The organism is Cellulosimicrobium sp. RS (genome assembly GCF_046159675.1).
GTDB classification, from domain to species: domain Bacteria; phylum Actinomycetota; class Actinomycetes; order Actinomycetales; family Cellulomonadaceae; genus Cellulosimicrobium; species Cellulosimicrobium funkei.
Genome location: NZ_JBJXVU010000003.1, coordinates 393406 through 410894 on the forward strand (window position 1 = coordinate 393406; position 17489 = coordinate 410894).

Below are 17489 nucleotides of genomic sequence, written 5' to 3' on the forward strand. Positions count from 1 at the left end.
GGTGCCGCAGCCGGAGGAGGTGAACGGCCCCCGGTCGGCCGACCTCGTGACCGGTGCCGGGTCGCCCCGCACGCTCGAGGTCGTCGAGGTCCGCGAGGGCATGTTCGGCGTCCACGGCTCGGGCGACACGTCCGGCTACGGCGGCCTGGTGCAGCCCGTCGCGATGCCGGGCGCGAGCGCCCGTCCGTACGGCGGCTGGTTCGACGAGGTCGTGGACGTCCTCGCGGAGGTGCTCGAGACGTCCGGCGTCGGGTTCGACGCCGCGGTCGAGCGCGTCGTCGTCGACCCGCCCGGCGCGCACGCCGAGCTCACGCTGCACGTGCACCGCGACCACCTCGTCGAGGTGTGCCGGGCGCTGCGCGACGACCAGGACCTGCGCTTCGAGCTGAGCCTCGGCGTGAGCGGCGTGCACTTCCCGCACGACGTCGGCCGCGAGCTGCACGCCGTCTACCACCTGACCTCGATCACCCACGGCCGGCGGCTGCGGCTCGAGGTGTCGGTGCCCGACGCGGACCCGCACGTGCCGACCACGACGTCCGTCTACCCGACGAACGACTGGCACGAGCGCGAGACGTGGGACTTCTTCGGCATCGTCTTCGACGGCCACCCGTCGCTCGCGCGCATCGAGATGCCCGACGACTGGCCGGGCCACCCGCAGCGCAAGGACTATCCGCTCGGCGGGATCCCCGTCGAGTACAAGGGCGCGACCGTGCCCCCGCCCGACACGAGGAGGTCGTACTCGTGAGCACGCACACCACCGGCGCCCCCGGCGGCGCCCCGCACGCCACCCGTCCGCCCGTCGGCGACTTCGACCCCGGCGTCCCGAGCTTCGAGGCGTCCGGCGGCGACTGGGCCGAGATCGCGGAGAGCGCCGTCGCGGCCGCCGCGCTCGGAGAGGAGCGCATCGTCGTCAACATGGGTCCGCAGCACCCGTCGACGCACGGCGTGCTGCGCCTCATGCTCGAGATCGACGGCGAGACGGTCACCGAGGCGCGCTGCGGCATCGGCTACCTGCACACGGGCATCGAGAAGAACATGGAGTTCCGGACGTGGACGCAGGGCGTCACGTTCTGCACCCGCATGGACTACCTCGCGCCGCTGTTCCAGGAGACGGCGTACTGCCTCGCGGTCGAGAAGCTCCTCGGCATCACGGACGACGTGCCCGAACGGGCGAGCGTCATCCGCGTGCTGATGATGGAGCTCAACCGCATCGCGTCCCACCTCGTGTGCCTCGGCACGGGCGGCAACGAGATGGGCGCGACGACCGTCATGACCATCGCGTTCACCGCGCGCGAGGAGATCCTGCGGATCTTCGAGGCGGTCACGGGGCTGCGCATGAACCACGCGTACGTCCGCCCGGGCGGCGTCGCGCAGGACGTGCCGCCGGACCTCGTCGAGCAGGTGCGCCGGGCGGACCCGCTCGTGCGCCGCTACCTCGGCCAGCTCGGCGACCTCATGCTCGCCAACCCCATCTTCAAGGGGCGCCTCGTCGGGGTCGGGCACCTCAACCTCGCGGGCTGCATGGCGCTCGGCGTCACCGGGCCGGTGCTGCGCTCGACGGGCCACCCGTACGACGTGCGCAAGGCCGACCCGTACTGCGGCTACGAGACGTACGACTTCGACGTCCCGACCGCGACGGGCGCCGACTGCTACGACCGCGTCGTGCTGCGGCTCGAGGAGTGCTACCAGTCGCTGCACATCGTCGCGCAGTGCCTGGACCGCCTCGAGGCGACGGCGGGGCAGCCCGTCATGGTCGGCGACCGCAAGATCGCGTGGCCCGCGCAGCTCGCGATCGGGAGCGACGGCCAGGGCAACTCGCTCGAGCACATCAAGGAGATCATGGGCTCCTCGATGGAGGCCCTGATCCACCACTTCAAGCTCGTCACCGAGGGCTTCCGGGTCCCCGTGGGGCAGGCGTGGCAGACCGTGGAGCACCCGCGCGGCGAGCTCGGGGTGCATCTCGTGTCCGACGGCGGCACGCGCCCCTACCGGGCGCACTTCCGCGACCCGTCGTTCAACAACCTCCAGGCCGTGGCGGCGATGTGCGAGGGCGGCCAGGTGGCCGACGTCGTGGTCGCGGTCGCGTCCCTGGACCCCGTGCTGGGAGGGGTGGACCGATGACCATCGACGCCGGACCTGCGACGGACGGGACGCCCGCCGGGCGGGCGCGCCCCGGGTACGACGCGGAGACGACGGCGCGGCTCGCCGCCGACGCCGCGCAGATCGTCGCGCGCTATCCCGAGTCCCGCTCCGCGCTGCTGCCGATGCTGCACCTCGTGCAGTCCGAGGACGGCTACGTGTCGCGCGACGGCATCCTGTTCTGCGCGGAGCAGCTCGGCCTCACCGCGGCCGCGGTCTCCGCCGTCGCGACGTTCTACACCCAGTACAAGCGCCACCCCAACGGCACCTACACCGTGGGCGTCTGCACGAACACGCTCTGCGCGATCATGGGCGGCGACGCGATCTTCGACGAGCTGTCTGAGCACCTCGGCGTCGGGCACGACGAGACCACCGAGGACGGCGCGATCACGCTCGAGCGCGTGGAGTGCAACGCGGCCTGCGACTACGCGCCCGTGATGATGGTCAACTGGGAGTTCTTCGACAACCAGACCCCCGGCAGCGCGACGGACGTCGTGGACCGGCTCCGCGCCGGCGAGCCCGTCGCCCCGACGCGCGGCGCGGCGAGCGTGTGCACGTTCAAGCAGATGAGCCGCGTGCTCGCCGGCTTCCCCGACGGCCGCGCCGACGAGGGCGTCGGCGCGGGCGAGCCCACCCTCGCCGGCCTGCGGCTCGCGCGCGAGCACGGCTGGACCGCCCCGGCCGCTGAGACGGACGCCGAGGCGGCCCCCGACGGCGGCGCCCCCGCCGGCGGTACGCCCGACGCCGGCGAGGCGCAGTCGAGCGCCGAGCGGAAGCCGACGACCGACGCCGACGTCGACCCCGGCGGCAAGGCCGAGTCGCCCGGCACGAAGCCCGACCCGTCGAAGGGAGCGGACGCATGAGCGAGCAGCAGAGCACCGAGACCCGCCCGGCGCCGGACCCGCTGACCCCGGTCCTGTCGGACACGTGGGACGCGGACCGGTCCTGGACGCTCGCGTCCTACCTGGACCGCGGCGGCTACGCGGGCCTGCGCGCCGCGCTCGGGCAGGACCCGGGCGACGTCGTCGCGACGGTCAAGGCGTCCGGCCTGCGCGGCCGCGGCGGCGCCGGGTTCCCCACGGGCATGAAGTGGGGCTTCCTGCCCGCGCCCGACGGCGGCCCGCGCTACCTCGTCGTCAACGCGGACGAGTCCGAGCCGGGCACGTGCAAGGACATCCCGCTCATGCTCGCGAGCCCGCAGGCGCTCGTCGAGGGCGTCGCGATCACGTCGTACGCGATCGGTTGCCGGCACGCCTTCATCTACGTGCGCGGCGAGGTGCTGCACGTGTACCGCCGCCTGCTGCGCGCGGTCGAGGAAGCGTACGAGGCGGGCTACCTCGGCAAGGACGTGCTCGGGTCGGGCTTCGACCTCGACGTCACGGTCCACGCCGGGGCCGGCGCCTACATCTGCGGCGAGGAGACGGCGCTGCTCGACTCGCTCGAGGGCCGCCGCGGGCAGCCGCGGCTCAAGCCGCCGTTCCCCGCGGTCGCGGGCCTGTACGCGCGCCCGACGGTCGTCAACAACGTCGAGTCGATCGCGAGCGTGCCGTCGATCGTCGCGCGCGGTGCGGACTGGTTCACCTCGATGGGCACGGAGCGCTCGGCCGGCGTCGGCCTGTTCTCGCTCTCCGGGCACGTGACGCGGCCGGGGCAGTACGAGGCCCCGCTCGGCACGACGCTGCGCGAGCTGCTCGACCTCGCGGGCGGGATGCGCGGGGGCAAGGCGCTGAAGTTCTGGACGCCGGGCGGCTCGTCGACGCCGCTGTTCACCGACGCGCACCTCGACACCCCGCTCGACTACGAGTCAGTTGCCGCGGCGGGCTCGATGCTCGGCACGCGCGCGCTCCAGCTCTTCGACGAGACGACGTGCGTCGTGCGGGCCGTGAGCCGGTGGACCGACTTCTACGCGCACGAGTCGTGCGGCAAGTGCACGCCGTGCCGCGAGGGCACGTACTGGATGAAGCAGGTGCTGGCGCGCATCGAGGCGGGCCAGGGCACGGAGGCCGACCTCGACCTGCTCCTCGACACGTGCGACAACATCCTGGGCCGCGCGTTCTGCGCGCTCGGCGACGGTGCGACGTCGCCCGTCACGAGCAGCATCGCGCTGTTCCGCGACGAGTACGAGGCGCACATCACGGAGCACCGCTGCCCGTTCGACCCGGCGGCCTCGGCGCTCTTCGACTACACGCCCCGCCCGGCCCGCGTCCTGACGGCAGGAGTGCACTGATGACGACCACGACCCCCGCCCCGGGCACCGGCTCCTCGGCCGTCGCGCCCTCGGGCGGCGCGGCCAAGACCCCGGCCCCCGCGGACCAGGTGACGTTCACGATCGACGACATCGAGATGTCGGTGCCCAAGGGCACGCTCGTGATCCGTGCGGCCGAGCAGATCGGGATCCAGATCCCGCGGTTCTGCGACCACCCGCTGCTCGAGCCCGCCGGGGCGTGCCGCCAGTGCCTCGTCGAGGTCGCGGCGCCCGACCGCGAGGGCAACGTGCGGCCCATGCCGAAGCCGCAGGCGTCGTGCACGCTCGAGGCGACGCCGGGCATGGTGGTGAAGACCCAGCGCACGAGCCCGGTCGCCGACAAGGCGCAGCACGGGATCATGGAGCTGCTGCTCATCAACCACCCGCTCGACTGCCCGGTGTGCGACAAGGGCGGCGAGTGCCCCCTGCAGAACCAGGCGATGAGCAACGGGCGCGCGACGAGCCGGTTCGTCGACGTCAAGCGCACGTTCCCCAAGCCGATCGCCGTCTCGACGACGATCCTGCTCGACCGCGAGCGCTGCGTCCTGTGCCAGCGGTGCACGCGCTTCTCCCAGGAGATCGCGGGCGACGCGTTCATCGACCTGCAGAAGCGCGGCGCCGCGCAGCAGATCGGCCGCTTCGACGAGGCCGTGCTCGACTTCGCGCCCCCCGCGGGCGAGGCGCCCGGCGACCGCCCGGTGGGCCTGGCCCTGGAGGACGAGGCGGGCCTCCCGTTCGCGTCGTACTTCTCCGGCAACACCGTGCAGATCTGCCCGGTCGGCGCGCTCACGGGGGCGGCGTACCGCTTCCGGTCGCGCCCGTTCGACCTGGTCTCGACGCCGTCGGTCGCCGAGCACGACTCGTCCGGGTCGGCGATCCGCGTCGACCACCGCCGGGGCGTCGTGCTGCGCCGCCTCGCGGGCCAGGACCAGCTGGTCAACGAGGAGTGGATCACCGACCGGGACCGCTTCGCCTTCACGTGGCAGTCCGCGCCGGACCGTCTCACGCACCCGCTCGTGCGCGACCGCGAGGTCGCGCCGGACGGGACCGTCACGCGCGGCGAGCTGCGCCCGGCCTCGTGGGCCGAGGCGCTCGAGGTCGCGGCCGACGCCCTGACCCGGGCCCGCGACGCGGGCGGGGTCGGCGTCCTGCCGGGCGGGCGGCTCACGGTCGAGGACGCCTACGCGTACGCCAAGCTCGCGCGCACGTGGCTGCGCACGAACGACGTCGACCACCGGGCCCGCGCGCACAGCGCGGAGGAGGCGGACTTCCTCGCGCACGCCGTGGCCGGCACGGGTCTCGGCGTGACCTTCCCCGACCTCGAGAAGGCCCCCGCGGTCCTGCTCGTCGGCCTCGAGGCCGAGGAGGAGGCGGGCGTCGCGTTCCTGCGCCTGCGCAAGGGCGCGCTGCGGCACCGGGTCCGTGTGTTCTCCGTGGCGCCGTTCGCGTCGCGCGGCGTGCAGCGCATGCACGGCACGCTGCTCCCCGCCGCCCCGGGCACCGAGGCCGAGTGGCTCGACGGCATCGCCGCGGGCGACCGGGTCCGCACGCTCGACGAGGCGAGCGGCACCGACGACGTCCTCGCCGACGCGAGCGACGCGCTCCGCCAGCCAGGGGCGGTCGTCCTCGTGGGCGAGCGGCTCGCCGCGACGCCCGGCGGGTACAGCGCGCTGCTGCGCGCGGTCGCCGCGACGGGGGCACGCCTCGCCTGGGTGCCGCGCCGAGCGGGCGAGCGTGGCGGCGTCGAGGCGGGCACGCTGCCCAACCTTCTGCCGGGCGGACGCCCGGTCGCCGACGCCGCGGCCCGCGTGGACGTCGCGACAGTGTGGGGCGCGGCGACCACCGAGGACCACCCCGCGGGGCTGCCCACGGCGCCGGGCCGCGACCTGGGGGAGATGCTCGACGCGCTCTCGGTCGGCCAGCTCGCGGGCGTCCTCGTGGGCGGGCTCGAGCTCGACGACCTGCCCGACCCGGCGCACGCGCGCCGCGCGCTCGAGGCGGCGGACGTCGTCGTCTCGCTCGAGGTGCGGCGCTCGGCGGTGACGGAGCTCGCCGACGTCGTGCTCCCGGTCGCGCCGCCCGTGGAGCGGGCCGGGGCGTTCGTCAGCTGGGAGGGGCGCGTGCGCCCGTTCCCGGCCGCGCTCGCCTCGACCGCGATGCCCGACCACCGCGTGCTCGACGCGCTCGCGGACGCCGCCGGCGCCCCGCTCGGCCTGTCGACGCTCGAGGCCGTGCGCGCCGAGCTCGAGCAGCTCGTGGGCGACGGCGCGTGGGACGGCGCGCGCGCCGCGGCGCCCACGGTCGACGCGACCGAGCCGCCCGCCGTCGCGCCGGGGACCGCGGTCCTCGCGAGCTGGCGCCTCCTGCTCGACGACGCGCGCGGCCAGGACGGCGAGCGGTACCTCGCCGGCACGGCCAAGCGCCCCGTGGCCCGCCTGTCGGCGGCCACGGCCGCCGCGGTCGACGTGTTCGACGGCGAGCTCGTGCGGGTCGTCACCGACCGGGGCGCGGTCACGCTCCCCGTGGTGGTGACCGACATGGTCGACCACGTGGTGTGGCTGCCGCTGCGCTCGCCGGGGTCGTCCGTGCACGCCACGCTCGGCGCGGTGCCGGGCGACCTCGTCCGGCTCGAGCCGGGGACCACCGACGGAGGGGAGGGCGCATGAGCGGCCTGCACGCGCTCCACGCGCTGGCCACCGAGACGCCGGCGGTGCCCGGCATCACGGCGAACTTCTCGCAGGACAACGGCTGGACGTACCTCGTCAAGGCCGTCCTCATCCTCGTCTTCCTGCTGACGAGCGTGCTCTTCGCGATCTGGTTCGAGCGCAAGGTCGTCGCCCGCATGCAGGTGCGGCCCGGCCCGAACTGGCACGGCCCGTTCGGCCTGCTGCAGTCGCTCGCCGACGCGATGAAGCTCCTGCTCAAGGAGGACATCACCGTCAAGGCGGCCGACAAGTTCGTCTACCTGCTCGCGCCGATGATCTCCGTGTTCTGCGCGCTCCTCGTGTTCGCGGTGATCCCGTTCGGGCCCGAGGTGCAGATCCCCTTCACGGACTACGTGACGCCCGCCCAGCTCACCGACTTCCCGGTCGCGACGCTCTACATCCTGGCGTGCGCGTCGCTCGGCGTGTACGGGATCGTGCTCGGCGGCTGGTCGTCCGGCTCGACGTACCCGCTGCTCGGGTCGGTCCGCTCGACGGCGCAGGTCATCAGCTACGAGCTCGCGATGGGCCTCTCGCTCGTCTCCGTCTTCCTCATGGCGGGGTCGATGTCGACCTCGCGCATCGTCGACTCGCAGACGCAGCTGTGGTGGTTCCTCCCGCTCCTGCCGGCGTTCGTCATCTACGTGATCTCCATGGTCGGCGAGACGAACCGCCTGCCGTTCGACCTCCCCGAGGCCGAGGGCGAGCTCGTGTCGGGGTACATGACCGAGTACTCGTCGATGAAGTTCGCGTGGTTCTTCCTCGCGGAGTACATCAACATGCTCAACGTCTCCGCGGTCGCGACGACGCTGTTCCTCGGCGGCTGGCGCGCGCCGTGGCCGCTCTCGGCCATCAACGACGGGATGTTCAACGAGGGCTGGTGGCCCATCCTCTGGTTCCTCGTCAAGGTCTGGGCCGTCATGTTCTTCTTCGTGTGGGTGCGCGGCACGCTGCTGCGCCTGCGCTACGACCAGTTCATGCGCTTCGGCTGGAAGGTCCTCATCCCCTTCGCGCTCGCGTGGCTCGTGCTCCTCGCCGTCGCCCAGGCCGTGCGCCAGTTCCTCGACGTGGACCTGCGCGTGTTCATCGGGATCGCGGTCGCGATAGCGCTCGTCGTCGTGGTCGTCGTCTGGTTCTGGCCCGAGAAGAAGGCGCCACCCGGCGCCGCGCCGCGCGCCGCGGGCGCCGCGCCCGAGCCGTTCGACGCGTTCGCCGGCGGCTTCCCCGTCCCGCCGCTGCCCGGCCAGTCGCTCCCGCCCTCGCCGCGCCGTCGGGCCCTCGTGCCCGACGACGCGGGCGCGGCCAGGACGTCCGCACCGGGTGCCGGTGCCCCCCGCGACACACCGCACGACAAGGAGGTCGACCGTGGCTGACGACCAGAAGCCGGACCGGCCGGGCGAGTACGAGGTCCGCCGCCCGCAGGCGAAGGGCTTTCGCGAGCTCGTCGCGCCCGTCGCCGGGTTCGGCGTGACCTTCTCCTCGATGTTCCGGCCGACCGTGACGGAGCAGTACCCGCGCCAGAAGGTGCCGCCCAAGCCGCGCTACCACGGCCGGCACCAGCTCAACCGGTACCCCGACGGGCTCGAGAAGTGCATCGGGTGCGAGCTGTGCGCGTGGGCGTGCCCCGCGGACGCGATCTACGTCGAGGGCGCGGACAACGCCGACCTGCCCGACGGCGGCCACATGTCGCCCGGCGAGCGGTACGGCCGCGTCTACCAGATCAACTACCTGCGCTGCATCTTCTGCGGGCTGTGCATCGAGGCGTGCCCGACGCGCGCGCTGACGATGACCAACGAGTACGAGCTCGCCGGGCCGACGCGCGAGGGCATGATCTGGGAGAAGCAGGACCTGCTCGCGCCGCTGCGCGAGGGCATGCTCTCCGCGCCGCACCCGATGGTGCCCGGGACGTCGGACACCGAGTACTACCGCGGAGAGGTGAGCGGACCGGTGGCCGAGCAGGTGGAGTGGGTGCGCGAGCACCGGCCGGACGACCCGACGCTCCCGCCGGAGCCGGCGGGCCGCGAGCCGGAGGTCCGGCGGGTCACGCAGCCGTCCGGGCGGTCCGCCCGTCCGTCGGCCCGGAAGGGCGCGCGGTGATCGGGGGCGGCGGCGAGGCGGTCCTCTTCTGGGTCCTCGCCCCCCTCATGGTGCTCGCGGCGCTCTCGCTGCTCTTCGCGCGCAAGGCGGTGCACGCCGCCATCGCGGTCATGTTCGTCATGGTCGACCTCGCGATCCTCTACATCGCGCAGGAGGCGCCGTTCCTCGGCGTCGTCCAGGTGGTCGTCTACACGGGCGCCGTGATGATGCTGTTCCTCTTCGTGCTCATGCTCGTCGGCGTCGACGCGTCGGACTCGCTCGTCGAGACGATCCGCGGCCAGCGCTGGATCGGCGTGCTCCTCGGGCTCGGGCTCGGGGCCGTGCTGGTCGGCGTCGTCTCGCAGGCGGCGTTCCCGCCCGCGGTCGGTCTCGAGGCCGCGAACGCGGTGACGAACCCGACGGCGCTCGCACGCGTGCTCTTCGCGGACTACGTGTTCGCGATGGAGGTCGTGGGCATCCTGCTCATCACCGCCGCGGTCTCGGCGCTCGTGCTCACGCACCGGCGCCGGCTCACCCCGAAGGTCGGCCAGCGCGAGCAGGCGGACGCGAAGGTCGCGGCACTGCCCTCGGGCGGCCGACTCACGCCGCTCGCCGCGCCCGGCGTGTACGCGCAGAACAACGCGATGGACACGCCGGCCCTCGACCCGCAGGGGCGGCCCATCGAGGAGTCGGTGTCCCGCATCCTGCGGATCCGTGGCCAGGAGCGCTCGGCCGGCACGATCCTCGAGGCCGAGCGCGACGTGCTCGTCGAGCACGAGCCGCACCGTGCCCTGCCCGCGCTGCGGGCCCAGGACGCGAACGAGCGTGTGGTGCAGGCCGCGACGGCCGAGCAGCCCGAGGGCGAGCCGCCCGCCGGCGACGTCGGGGGTCCCGACGACCCGGGCCGGTCCCGCGTGCCCGGCGCGACCCCGGGAGGAGAGGACTGATGGAGCTCACCCACTACCTCGTGCTGGCCGCGATCCTCTTCGCGATCGGTGCGGCGACGGTCCTGCTGCGCCGCAACGCGATCATCGTGTTCATGGGCATCGAGCTCATGCTCAACGCGACCAACCTCGCGTTCGTGACGTTCGCTCGCATCCACGGCGACGTGACCGGCCAGGTCCTCGCGTTCTTCGTCATGGTGGTCGCGGCGGCGGAGGTCGTCGTCGGCCTCGCGATCATCGTGTCCATCTTCCGCACCCGTCGGTCCGCCTCGGTCGACGACGTCAACCTGCTCAAGAGCTGAGGGGCCGGCACCGATGACGATGCTCCTTCCCGCCCTGCCGTCGGCGGGCGGACTGCTGACCGCGACCGACGTCGTGCCCGCGACCGAGACGGTCCCGGGCGCGTTCCTCGCCGCACCGCTGCTCGTGCTGCTCCCGCTCGTCGGGGCGGCCGTCCTGCTGCTCGCGGGCCGCCGCAGCGACCGCTGGGGCGCCTGGTTCGGCGTGCTCATGTCCGCCGCGGCGTTCGTCGTGGGCCTGGTCCTCTTCGTGTCGATGCTCGGCCTCCCGGTCGACGAGCGCGTCGTGGACTACCGCCTGTTCGACTGGATCGCGTCCGGCGGGCTCGACCTCGCCGTCGGGCTGCGGATCGACCCGCTGTCCCTGACGTTCGTGCTCCTCGTGACGTTCGTCGGGACGCTCATCCACGTGTACGCGGTCGCCTACATGGCGCACGACCGCGACCGGCGCCGGTTCTTCGCGTACCTCAACCTGTTCATCGCGGCGATGCTCGTCCTCGTCCTCGCCGACTCGTTCCTCCTGCTGTTCGTCGGCTGGGAGGGCGTGGGTCTCGCGTCGTACCTGCTCATCGGGTTCTGGAACCACAACCGGGCGTACGCGGTCGCGGCGAAGAAGGCGTTCGTCATGAACCGCGTGGGAGACATCGGCCTCATCGTGGCGATGATGCTCATGTTCGCGACGTTCGGCGCGCTCGACTTCAGCACGGTCTTCGCCCGCGTGCCGGAGGCCTCGACCGCGCTGCTCACGGCGACGGGCCTCGCGCTCCTGCTCGCGGCCTGCGGCAAGTCGGCGCAGTTCCCGCTCCAGGCGTGGCTCGGGGACGCGATGGCCGGCCCGACGCCGGTCTCCGCCCTCATCCACGCCGCGACCATGGTCACGGCGGGCGTCTACCTCGTCGTGCGGTCCGCGCCGATCTTCGAGGGCGCGCCGACGGCGCAGCTCGTCGTGGTGATCGTGGGTGCGGTGACGCTGCTCTTCGGGGCGATCGTCGGCTGCGCGAAGGACGACATCAAGAAGGCGCTCGCCGCGTCGACCATGTCGCAGATCGGCTACATGATCCTCGCCGCCGGGCTCGGCCCGATCGGCTACGCGTTCGCGATCTTCCACCTCGTGACGCACGGCTTCTTCAAGGCCGGGATGTTCCTCGGCGCGGGGTCCGTCATGCACGGCATGGACGACCAGGTCGACATGCGCCGGTTCGGCGGCCTCGCGCGCTACATGAAGGTCACGTGGATCACCTTCATGATGGGCTGGCTCGCGATCCTCGGGATCCCGCCGTTCTCCGGCTTCTGGAGCAAGGACAAGATCATCGAGGCCGCGTTCGTCCCCGTCGACGGCGAGCCGTGGCGGGCGTGGGTCTTCGGCGGCGTGGCGCTGCTCGGCGCGGGGATCACGGCGTTCTACATGTCGCGCCTGTTCTTCATGACGTTCTCCGGTCGCCGCCGCTGGAACGACGGCAGCGGCTCCGTGGACGGCCTCGGCCCGCAGGACGGTCCCGTCCAGCACCCGCACGAGTCCCCGCGCCTCATGACGTGGCCGATGATCGTCCTCGCCGTCGGGTCGGTGGCCCTGGGCGGCATCCTCGCCGCGGGCTCGCGCTTCGTCACGTGGCTCGAGCCCGTCACGGGGCACGCCGAGCACCACGAGCCCGTGCTGCCCGTCTGGTCGCTCATCGCCCTGACGCTCCTGCTCGTCCTCGCGGGCGTCGCCCTCGCGTGGCGCCAGTACGCGATGTCGAGCGTCCCGGTCCGCGCCCCGCGCGGCTCCGTGCTCACGCGCGCGGCCCGCCGCGACCTGTACCAGGACGACGTCAACGAGACGGTGTTCATGCGTCCCGGCCAGTACCTCACGCGCTCGCTCGTCTATGCCGACAAGGAGATGGTCGACGGCGGCTGGATGGGCCTGGCCGGCCTCGTCGGCAAGGTGGGGGAGTGGCTCCGCGGGTGGCAGAACGGCTACGTGCGCTCGTACGGCGCGACGATGCTCGGCGGCCTCGTGGTCGTCGTCGCCGTCGTCCTCGCCCTGACCACCGGCTCCGCGAGCTGAGAGGGAGACACCCATGACCACCTCCGTCCCCTGGTTGTCCCTGCTCATCGCCTGGCCCCTGGTGGGTGCCGCGGCGGTGTGGCTCACGGCCGCGGCCCGCACGCGCGGCGTCGGTGCGGGCGCGCTGCGTGCCGTGCGCGGCATCGCGCTCGGCGCGGCGCTCGTCGAGCTCGGCCTGCTCGTCGGCGCGTTCACCGCGTTCGACACGTCCGCGGCCGGTACCCACCAGCTCGCCGAGACGTACCGCTGGATCCCGCAGATCGGGGCGAGCTACGCGGTCGGCGCCGACGGCGTCGCGCTCGCGCTCGTCGCGCTGTCGGTGCTGCTGGTCCCGCTCGTCGTGCTCGCCGCGTGGAAGGAGCAGGACGGCGACGTCCGCCGCCTGCGCCACTACCTCGCGCTCGTGCTGCTCCTCGAGGCGTTCATGGTCGCGGTGTTCGTCGCGCGCGACGTGTTCCTCTTCTACGTGCTGTTCGAGGCCATGCTCATCCCGGTCTACTTCATGATCGGCGGGTTCGGCGTCGGGGCGCGGCGGCGCTACGCCGCGGTGAAGTTCCTGCTGTTCTCGCTCGCGGGCGGCCTCATCATGCTCGCGGCGGTCATCGCGCTCTACGTCCAGGTGCCGATCGACCCGGCCACGGGCGCGCGGCCCGAAGACGCGTTCCTCACGACGAACCTCGTCGGGTACTTCGCGGAGAACCCGATGCCGGTCACGATCGAGCGGCTGCTGTTCCTGGGCTTCTTCCTCGCGTTCGCCATCAAGGCGCCGCTCTTCCCCGTGCACACCTGGCTGCCCGACGCCGCGCAGCACGCGCCGGCCGGGACGTCCACGCTGCTCGTCGGCGTCCTGGACAAGGTGGGCACGTTCGGGATGCTCACGCTGTGCCTGCCGCTGTTCCCGAACGCGAGCAGGTGGGCGGCGCCCGTCGTCGTCGTGCTCGCCGTGGTCTCGATCCTGTACGGCGCGCTCATGGCGATCGGGCAGAGCGACCTCATGCGCCTCATCGCCTACACGTCGGTGTCGCACTTCGGGTTCATCGTGCTCGGCATCTTCGCGTTCACGTCGCTCAGCGTGTCCGGCTCGTCGCTCTACATGGTCAACCACGGGATCTCGACCGGGGCCCTGTTCCTCATCGCGGGCTTCCTCGTCGCGCGGCACCCGGAGCGCTCGCAGCGCATCGCGGACTACGGCGGCCTGCAGAAGGTCGTCCCGGTGCTCGCGGGCACGTTCCTCGTGGCGGGCCTGTCCGCGCTGTCGCTGCCCGGCCTGTCGACGTTCGTCAGCGAGATCATGGTCCTCGTCGGGACGTTCGCGCGCAGCCCGTGGGCCGCGCTCGTCGCGGTGCTCGGCGTCGTGCTCGCCGCGCTCTACGTGCTGCTGACCTACCAGCGGATCTTCACGGGCGGAACCCGCGAGGGGCTCGACCGGCTCCCCGACCTGGGCGCGCGCGAGAAGTGGGTCGTCGCGCCGCTGCTGGTCGCCCTCCTCGTCCTCGGGTTCTACCCGGTGCCCGCGCTCGACCTCGTGCGCGAGCCCGCCGAGGTGACGCTCTCCGACCTCGCGGTCGCGGGCGTCGAGGACCCGCCGCGCTCCGACCCGTTCGCCGCGGGGACCGAGCAGGTCGCCTCCTCGAGCCCGGGCACGTCCGTCACTCGTAGCTCCGACGAAGGGAGCGAGTCGTGAACGACTCCTTCGTGGCCCCCACGGTCGACTGGCTGTACCTCGCCCCGGTCCTCGTCGTGCTCGGTGCCGGCGTCGTCGGCGTGCTCGTCGAGGCGTTCGTCCCGGCGCGCGTCCGGCGCACGGTGCAGGTCGTGCTGGCCCTGCTCGCGACCGCCGCGGCGCTCGCGCTCGTCGTCGTGCTGTGGCGCGACCCCGCCGTCCAGGGCACCGACGGCGCCGCCTACGGCGTGCGGGTGCTCGGCGGGTCGATGGTCATCGACCCCTTCGGGCTCGCGATCCAGGGGATCGTCGTGCTGCTCGCGTTCCTGGCGATCCTCGTGATCGCCGACCGGACGTCGACCGGCCAGGACGCGTTCGCGCCGTCCGCGGCCGCCGTCCCCGGCTCGCCGTACGAGGACCTCACGCGGCGCAAGGGGCTGGAGCAGACCGAGGTCTACCCGCTCGTGCTGTTCGCCGTCGGCGGCATGATGATCTTCCCCGCCACGGGCAACCTCCTCGTGATGTTCGTCGCGCTCGAGGTGCTCTCGCTCCCGCTGTACGTGCTGTCCGCGATGTCCCGGCGCCGCCGTCTGCTGTCGCAGGAGGCGTCGTTCAAGTACTTCCTGCTCGGCGCGTTCGCGTCCGCGCTGTTCGTGTTCGGCGTCGCCCTCGTCTACGGGTTCGCCGGCTCGGTGGACCTCGTCGAGGTGTACCGGTCGCTCGCGACGCCCGAGGGCCCGCTCGCGAGCATGCCCGGCCTTGTCGTCGTCGGTGCCCTGCTCATCCTCGCGGGGCTGCTGTTCAAGATCGGCGCCGCGCCGTTCCACTCGTGGACCCCCGACGTCTACCAGGGGGCCCCGACGCCGATCACCGGCTTCATGGCGGCGTGCACCAAGGCCGCGGCGTTCGGGGCGCTCCTGCGCGTGCTGTACGTCGTGAGCCTCGGTCTGGCGCAGTCGTCGCCGGCCACGCGCGAGGACCTGTTCGTCGCGCTGTGGATCGTCACGCTGCTCACCATGGTCGTCGGGACCGTCGTCGGCGCCGTCCAGACCGACGTCAAGCGGCTCCTCGCGTACTCGTCGATCGCCCACGCGGGCTTCATCCTCGTCGGCGTCCTGGGGTTCTCCCAGCTCTCGCTGCGGGCGACGGTGTTCTACCTCCTCGTCTACGGCCTCGCGACGGTCGGCGCCTTCGCGGTCGTCACGCTCGTCCGTGAGACGGCCCCCGTCCGCGAGCGGGTGCCCGCGACCGTCGGGGCGGGCGCCGGGGGAGCCGACGGCTCGGACGCGGCGGACAACGTCACGGACGACTCGTCCCGGGAGCCCGTCGCCGTGCTCGGCGAGGCCACCCACCTCGCCCAGTGGGCGGGTCTGGGGCGCCGCAGCCCGTGGCTCGCCGGCGTCTTCTCGCTGTTCCTGCTCTCCATGGCGGGCATCCCGCTGACCGCCGGGTTCGTGGCGAAGTTCACCGCGTTCGGCGCGGCGATCGCCGGCCCCGACGGGCAGGGCGGCGGCTCCACGTGGGTGCTCGCGGTGGTCGGTGTGCTCGCCTCGGCCGTGGCGGTGTTCTTCTACGTCCGCCTCATCGTGCTCATGTTCTTCACGGCGCCGTCCGGCGGCGTGGGCGACGGCGCGGACGGCGGCGCGGAGGCCTCCGAGGGCACCGGGGTGACCGTCGTGCGGTCGACCGGACCGACGACCGTGGCGATCGCCGTGTGCGCGATCGGGGTGCTCCTCCTCGGTGTGTTCCCCTCCCCGGTTCTCGATCTGGCGGCCGAGGCGGTTAAGTTCGTCCCGTGACCTCCGTGCCTCCCGTCCCCTCCGCGCCCGCCGGGCCCCGCGGCCCGCGCGAGCGGACCGCTCCCGTGACGACCACCGCGATCCCGATCTCGGACCCCGAGCTCGCGGCCGCCCTCACCGAGCGCCTGGCGGAGGTCGAGACCCGGCTCCGGGCCGCCGTCGCGCACGCCGACCCGCTCGCGGACTCGGCGTCGCGGCACCTCGTGAACGCCGGGGGCAAGCGCCTGCGCCCCCTGCTCACGCTGCTCGCGGCCGAGCTCGGGGACGGGACGCGGCCCGAGGTCGCGGAGGCAGCCGTCGTCGTCGAGCTCACGCACCTCGCGTCGCTCTACCACGACGACGTCATGGACTCCGCGCCCGTGCGGCGCGGGGCGCCGTCCGCGCACGCGGTGTGGGGCAACTCCGTCGCGATCATGGTCGGCGACCTGCTCTTCGCGCGTGCCGCGTCGACCGTGGCGGCGCTCGGCCCGGAGGCCGTGCTCATCCAGGCGCGGACGTTCGAGCGGCTCTGCCTCGGCCAGCTCCACGAGACCACGGGGCCGGGCGAGGGCGACGACCCCGTCGAGCACTACCTCGAGGTCCTCGCGGACAAGACGGCGTCGCTCCTGTCGACGTCCGCACGGCTCGGCGCGATGTTCGCCGGCTGCCCGGCCGACGTCGTCGAGACGGTCGCGGCGTACGGCGAGCGGCTGGGGGTCGCCTTCCAGCTCGCCGACGACGTCCTGGACCTGGCGTCCTCCGGCGACGAGTCGGGCAAGACCCCGGGCACCGACCTGCGCGAGAAGGTCCCCACGATGCCGGTCCTCCTGCTGCGCGCGCGCATCGCGCAGGGGACCGCGACGGAGGACGATGCGGCGCTCGTCGAGCTGCTCGACTCCGACCTGACCGACGACGCCGCGCTCGCGGCGGCCGTCGCGGCGCTGCGCCGGCACGAGGTGCTCGCCGAGACGCGCGCGCTCGCCGTCCGGTGGGCCCGCTCCGCCGTCGACGAGCTCGACACGCTGCCCCCCGGGCCGGTGAGTGACGCGCTGCGCTCCTTCGCGGAGGCCCTGGCGGACCGCGCCGCCTGACCCGCCGAGAGGGTGAACTTTCCGGTCGTGGGTGCCGTGGGCGCGGGGCCGTCCCGGTGCCCGGGCCGGTTGCCCGGGACACCCGTCCGGCCCTGCCGGTAGCGGCACACCCGACGGTGGTCCGCGCCGGTGGGCCCGGGGCGCGCTCACCGAGAGGGGAGTTCTCCCCATGGGACGGGTGTCGGACCTCACTCGCCCTCCCGTTATCCTCGGTTGCGCGATCGGTGGGGCCGCCTGGCAAGTGCGAGATCGAGGGGGCCGGCGAAGGGGACCGGTCGCCTCCCGATCCGGCACCTCGGAGGACTTGTGGGTTTCCTGGCGCGCCTGCGTGAGCACCGCCGTACCGTCGCGTCCGTGAGCACCGTGTCGGTGTTCTCCACGGCGCTGGTGGGACTCGCGCTGTTCACCGAGGGCGAGGCCACGGCGGACGTGGACCTCAACGACTCGGGCGTGTGGGTGACGAAGACGTCGGCCGGCCTGGTGGGGCGGTTCAACTACGAGTCCC

At 73.2% G+C, this 17489-nt stretch carries 13 protein-coding genes; all 13 read left to right on the forward strand.

Annotation, left to right across the window (positions count from 1 at the left end):
- Positions 1-19 precede the first annotated feature (19 nt).
- The 13 genes from ACI769_RS07355 to ACI769_RS07415 all read left to right on the forward strand — a co-directional run bounded on the left by ACI769_RS07355 (position 20) and on the right by ACI769_RS07415 (position 16984).
- Positions 20-745, forward strand: a complete 726-nt coding sequence (locus ACI769_RS07355; RefSeq protein ID WP_051876741.1) for an NADH-quinone oxidoreductase subunit C — start codon at positions 20-22, stop codon at positions 743-745.
- On the forward strand, positions 742-2121 hold the full coding sequence (locus ACI769_RS07360; RefSeq protein WP_021481792.1) for an NADH-quinone oxidoreductase subunit D: 1380 nt from the start codon (positions 742-744) through the stop codon (positions 2119-2121). Before ACI769_RS07355 ends, ACI769_RS07360 begins: the two co-directional genes overlap by 4 nt.
- Entirely contained in the window at positions 2118-3002 is an 885-nt protein-coding gene (gene nuoE / locus ACI769_RS07365) for an NADH-quinone oxidoreductase subunit NuoE (protein ID WP_085388431.1), read from the forward strand. The genes ACI769_RS07360 and nuoE overlap by 4 nt, the downstream gene beginning before the upstream one ends.
- Positions 2999-4366, forward strand: coding sequence for an NADH-quinone oxidoreductase subunit NuoF (gene nuoF, locus ACI769_RS07370; RefSeq protein ID WP_051027979.1), 1368 nt, complete (start codon positions 2999-3001; stop codon positions 4364-4366). Before nuoE ends, nuoF begins: the two co-directional genes overlap by 4 nt.
- The gene (locus ACI769_RS07375) at positions 4366-7050 is read left to right on the forward strand and encodes an NADH-quinone oxidoreductase subunit G (RefSeq protein WP_085388430.1); all 2685 of its coding nucleotides are present in this window, start codon (positions 4366-4368) and stop codon (positions 7048-7050) included. Before nuoF ends, ACI769_RS07375 begins: the two co-directional genes overlap by 1 nt.
- Positions 7047-8459, forward strand: a complete 1413-nt coding sequence (gene nuoH, locus ACI769_RS07380; protein ID WP_085388429.1) for an NADH-quinone oxidoreductase subunit NuoH — start codon at positions 7047-7049, stop codon at positions 8457-8459. The genes ACI769_RS07375 and nuoH overlap by 4 nt, the downstream gene beginning before the upstream one ends.
- Positions 8452-9183: an NADH-quinone oxidoreductase subunit NuoI gene (nuoI, locus tag ACI769_RS07385; RefSeq protein ID WP_061269247.1), complete on the forward strand. Its 732-nt coding sequence runs from the start codon at positions 8452-8454 to the stop codon at positions 9181-9183. The genes nuoH and nuoI overlap by 8 nt, the downstream gene beginning before the upstream one ends.
- Before the next feature lie 47 nt (positions 9184-9230).
- Complete coding sequence (locus ACI769_RS07390) at positions 9231-10109, forward strand: NADH-quinone oxidoreductase subunit J (RefSeq protein ID WP_081599926.1); 879 nt, start codon at positions 9231-9233, stop codon at positions 10107-10109.
- A complete protein-coding gene (gene nuoK / locus ACI769_RS07395; protein ID WP_021482715.1) occupies positions 10109-10408 on the forward strand; it encodes an NADH-quinone oxidoreductase subunit NuoK in 300 nt (99 codons plus the stop codon). The genes ACI769_RS07390 and nuoK overlap by 1 nt, the downstream gene beginning before the upstream one ends.
- Before the next feature lie 13 nt (positions 10409-10421).
- Positions 10422-12452: an NADH-quinone oxidoreductase subunit L gene (nuoL, locus tag ACI769_RS07400; RefSeq protein WP_081599924.1), complete on the forward strand. Its 2031-nt coding sequence runs from the start codon at positions 10422-10424 to the stop codon at positions 12450-12452.
- A gap of 13 nt (positions 12453-12465) precedes the next feature.
- Positions 12466-14136 (forward strand): NADH-quinone oxidoreductase subunit M, encoded by a 1671-nt coding sequence (locus tag ACI769_RS07405; RefSeq protein ID WP_085388428.1) that lies wholly within the window; start codon positions 12466-12468, stop codon positions 14134-14136.
- Complete coding sequence (gene nuoN, locus ACI769_RS07410) at positions 14133-15914, forward strand: NADH-quinone oxidoreductase subunit NuoN (RefSeq protein WP_085388427.1); 1782 nt, start codon at positions 14133-14135, stop codon at positions 15912-15914. The genes ACI769_RS07405 and nuoN overlap by 4 nt, the downstream gene beginning before the upstream one ends.
- A 65-nt stretch (positions 15915-15979) precedes the next feature.
- A complete protein-coding gene (locus ACI769_RS07415; RefSeq protein WP_034652106.1) occupies positions 15980-16984 on the forward strand; it encodes a polyprenyl synthetase family protein in 1005 nt (334 codons plus the stop codon).
- Positions 16985-17489 lie beyond the last annotated feature (505 nt).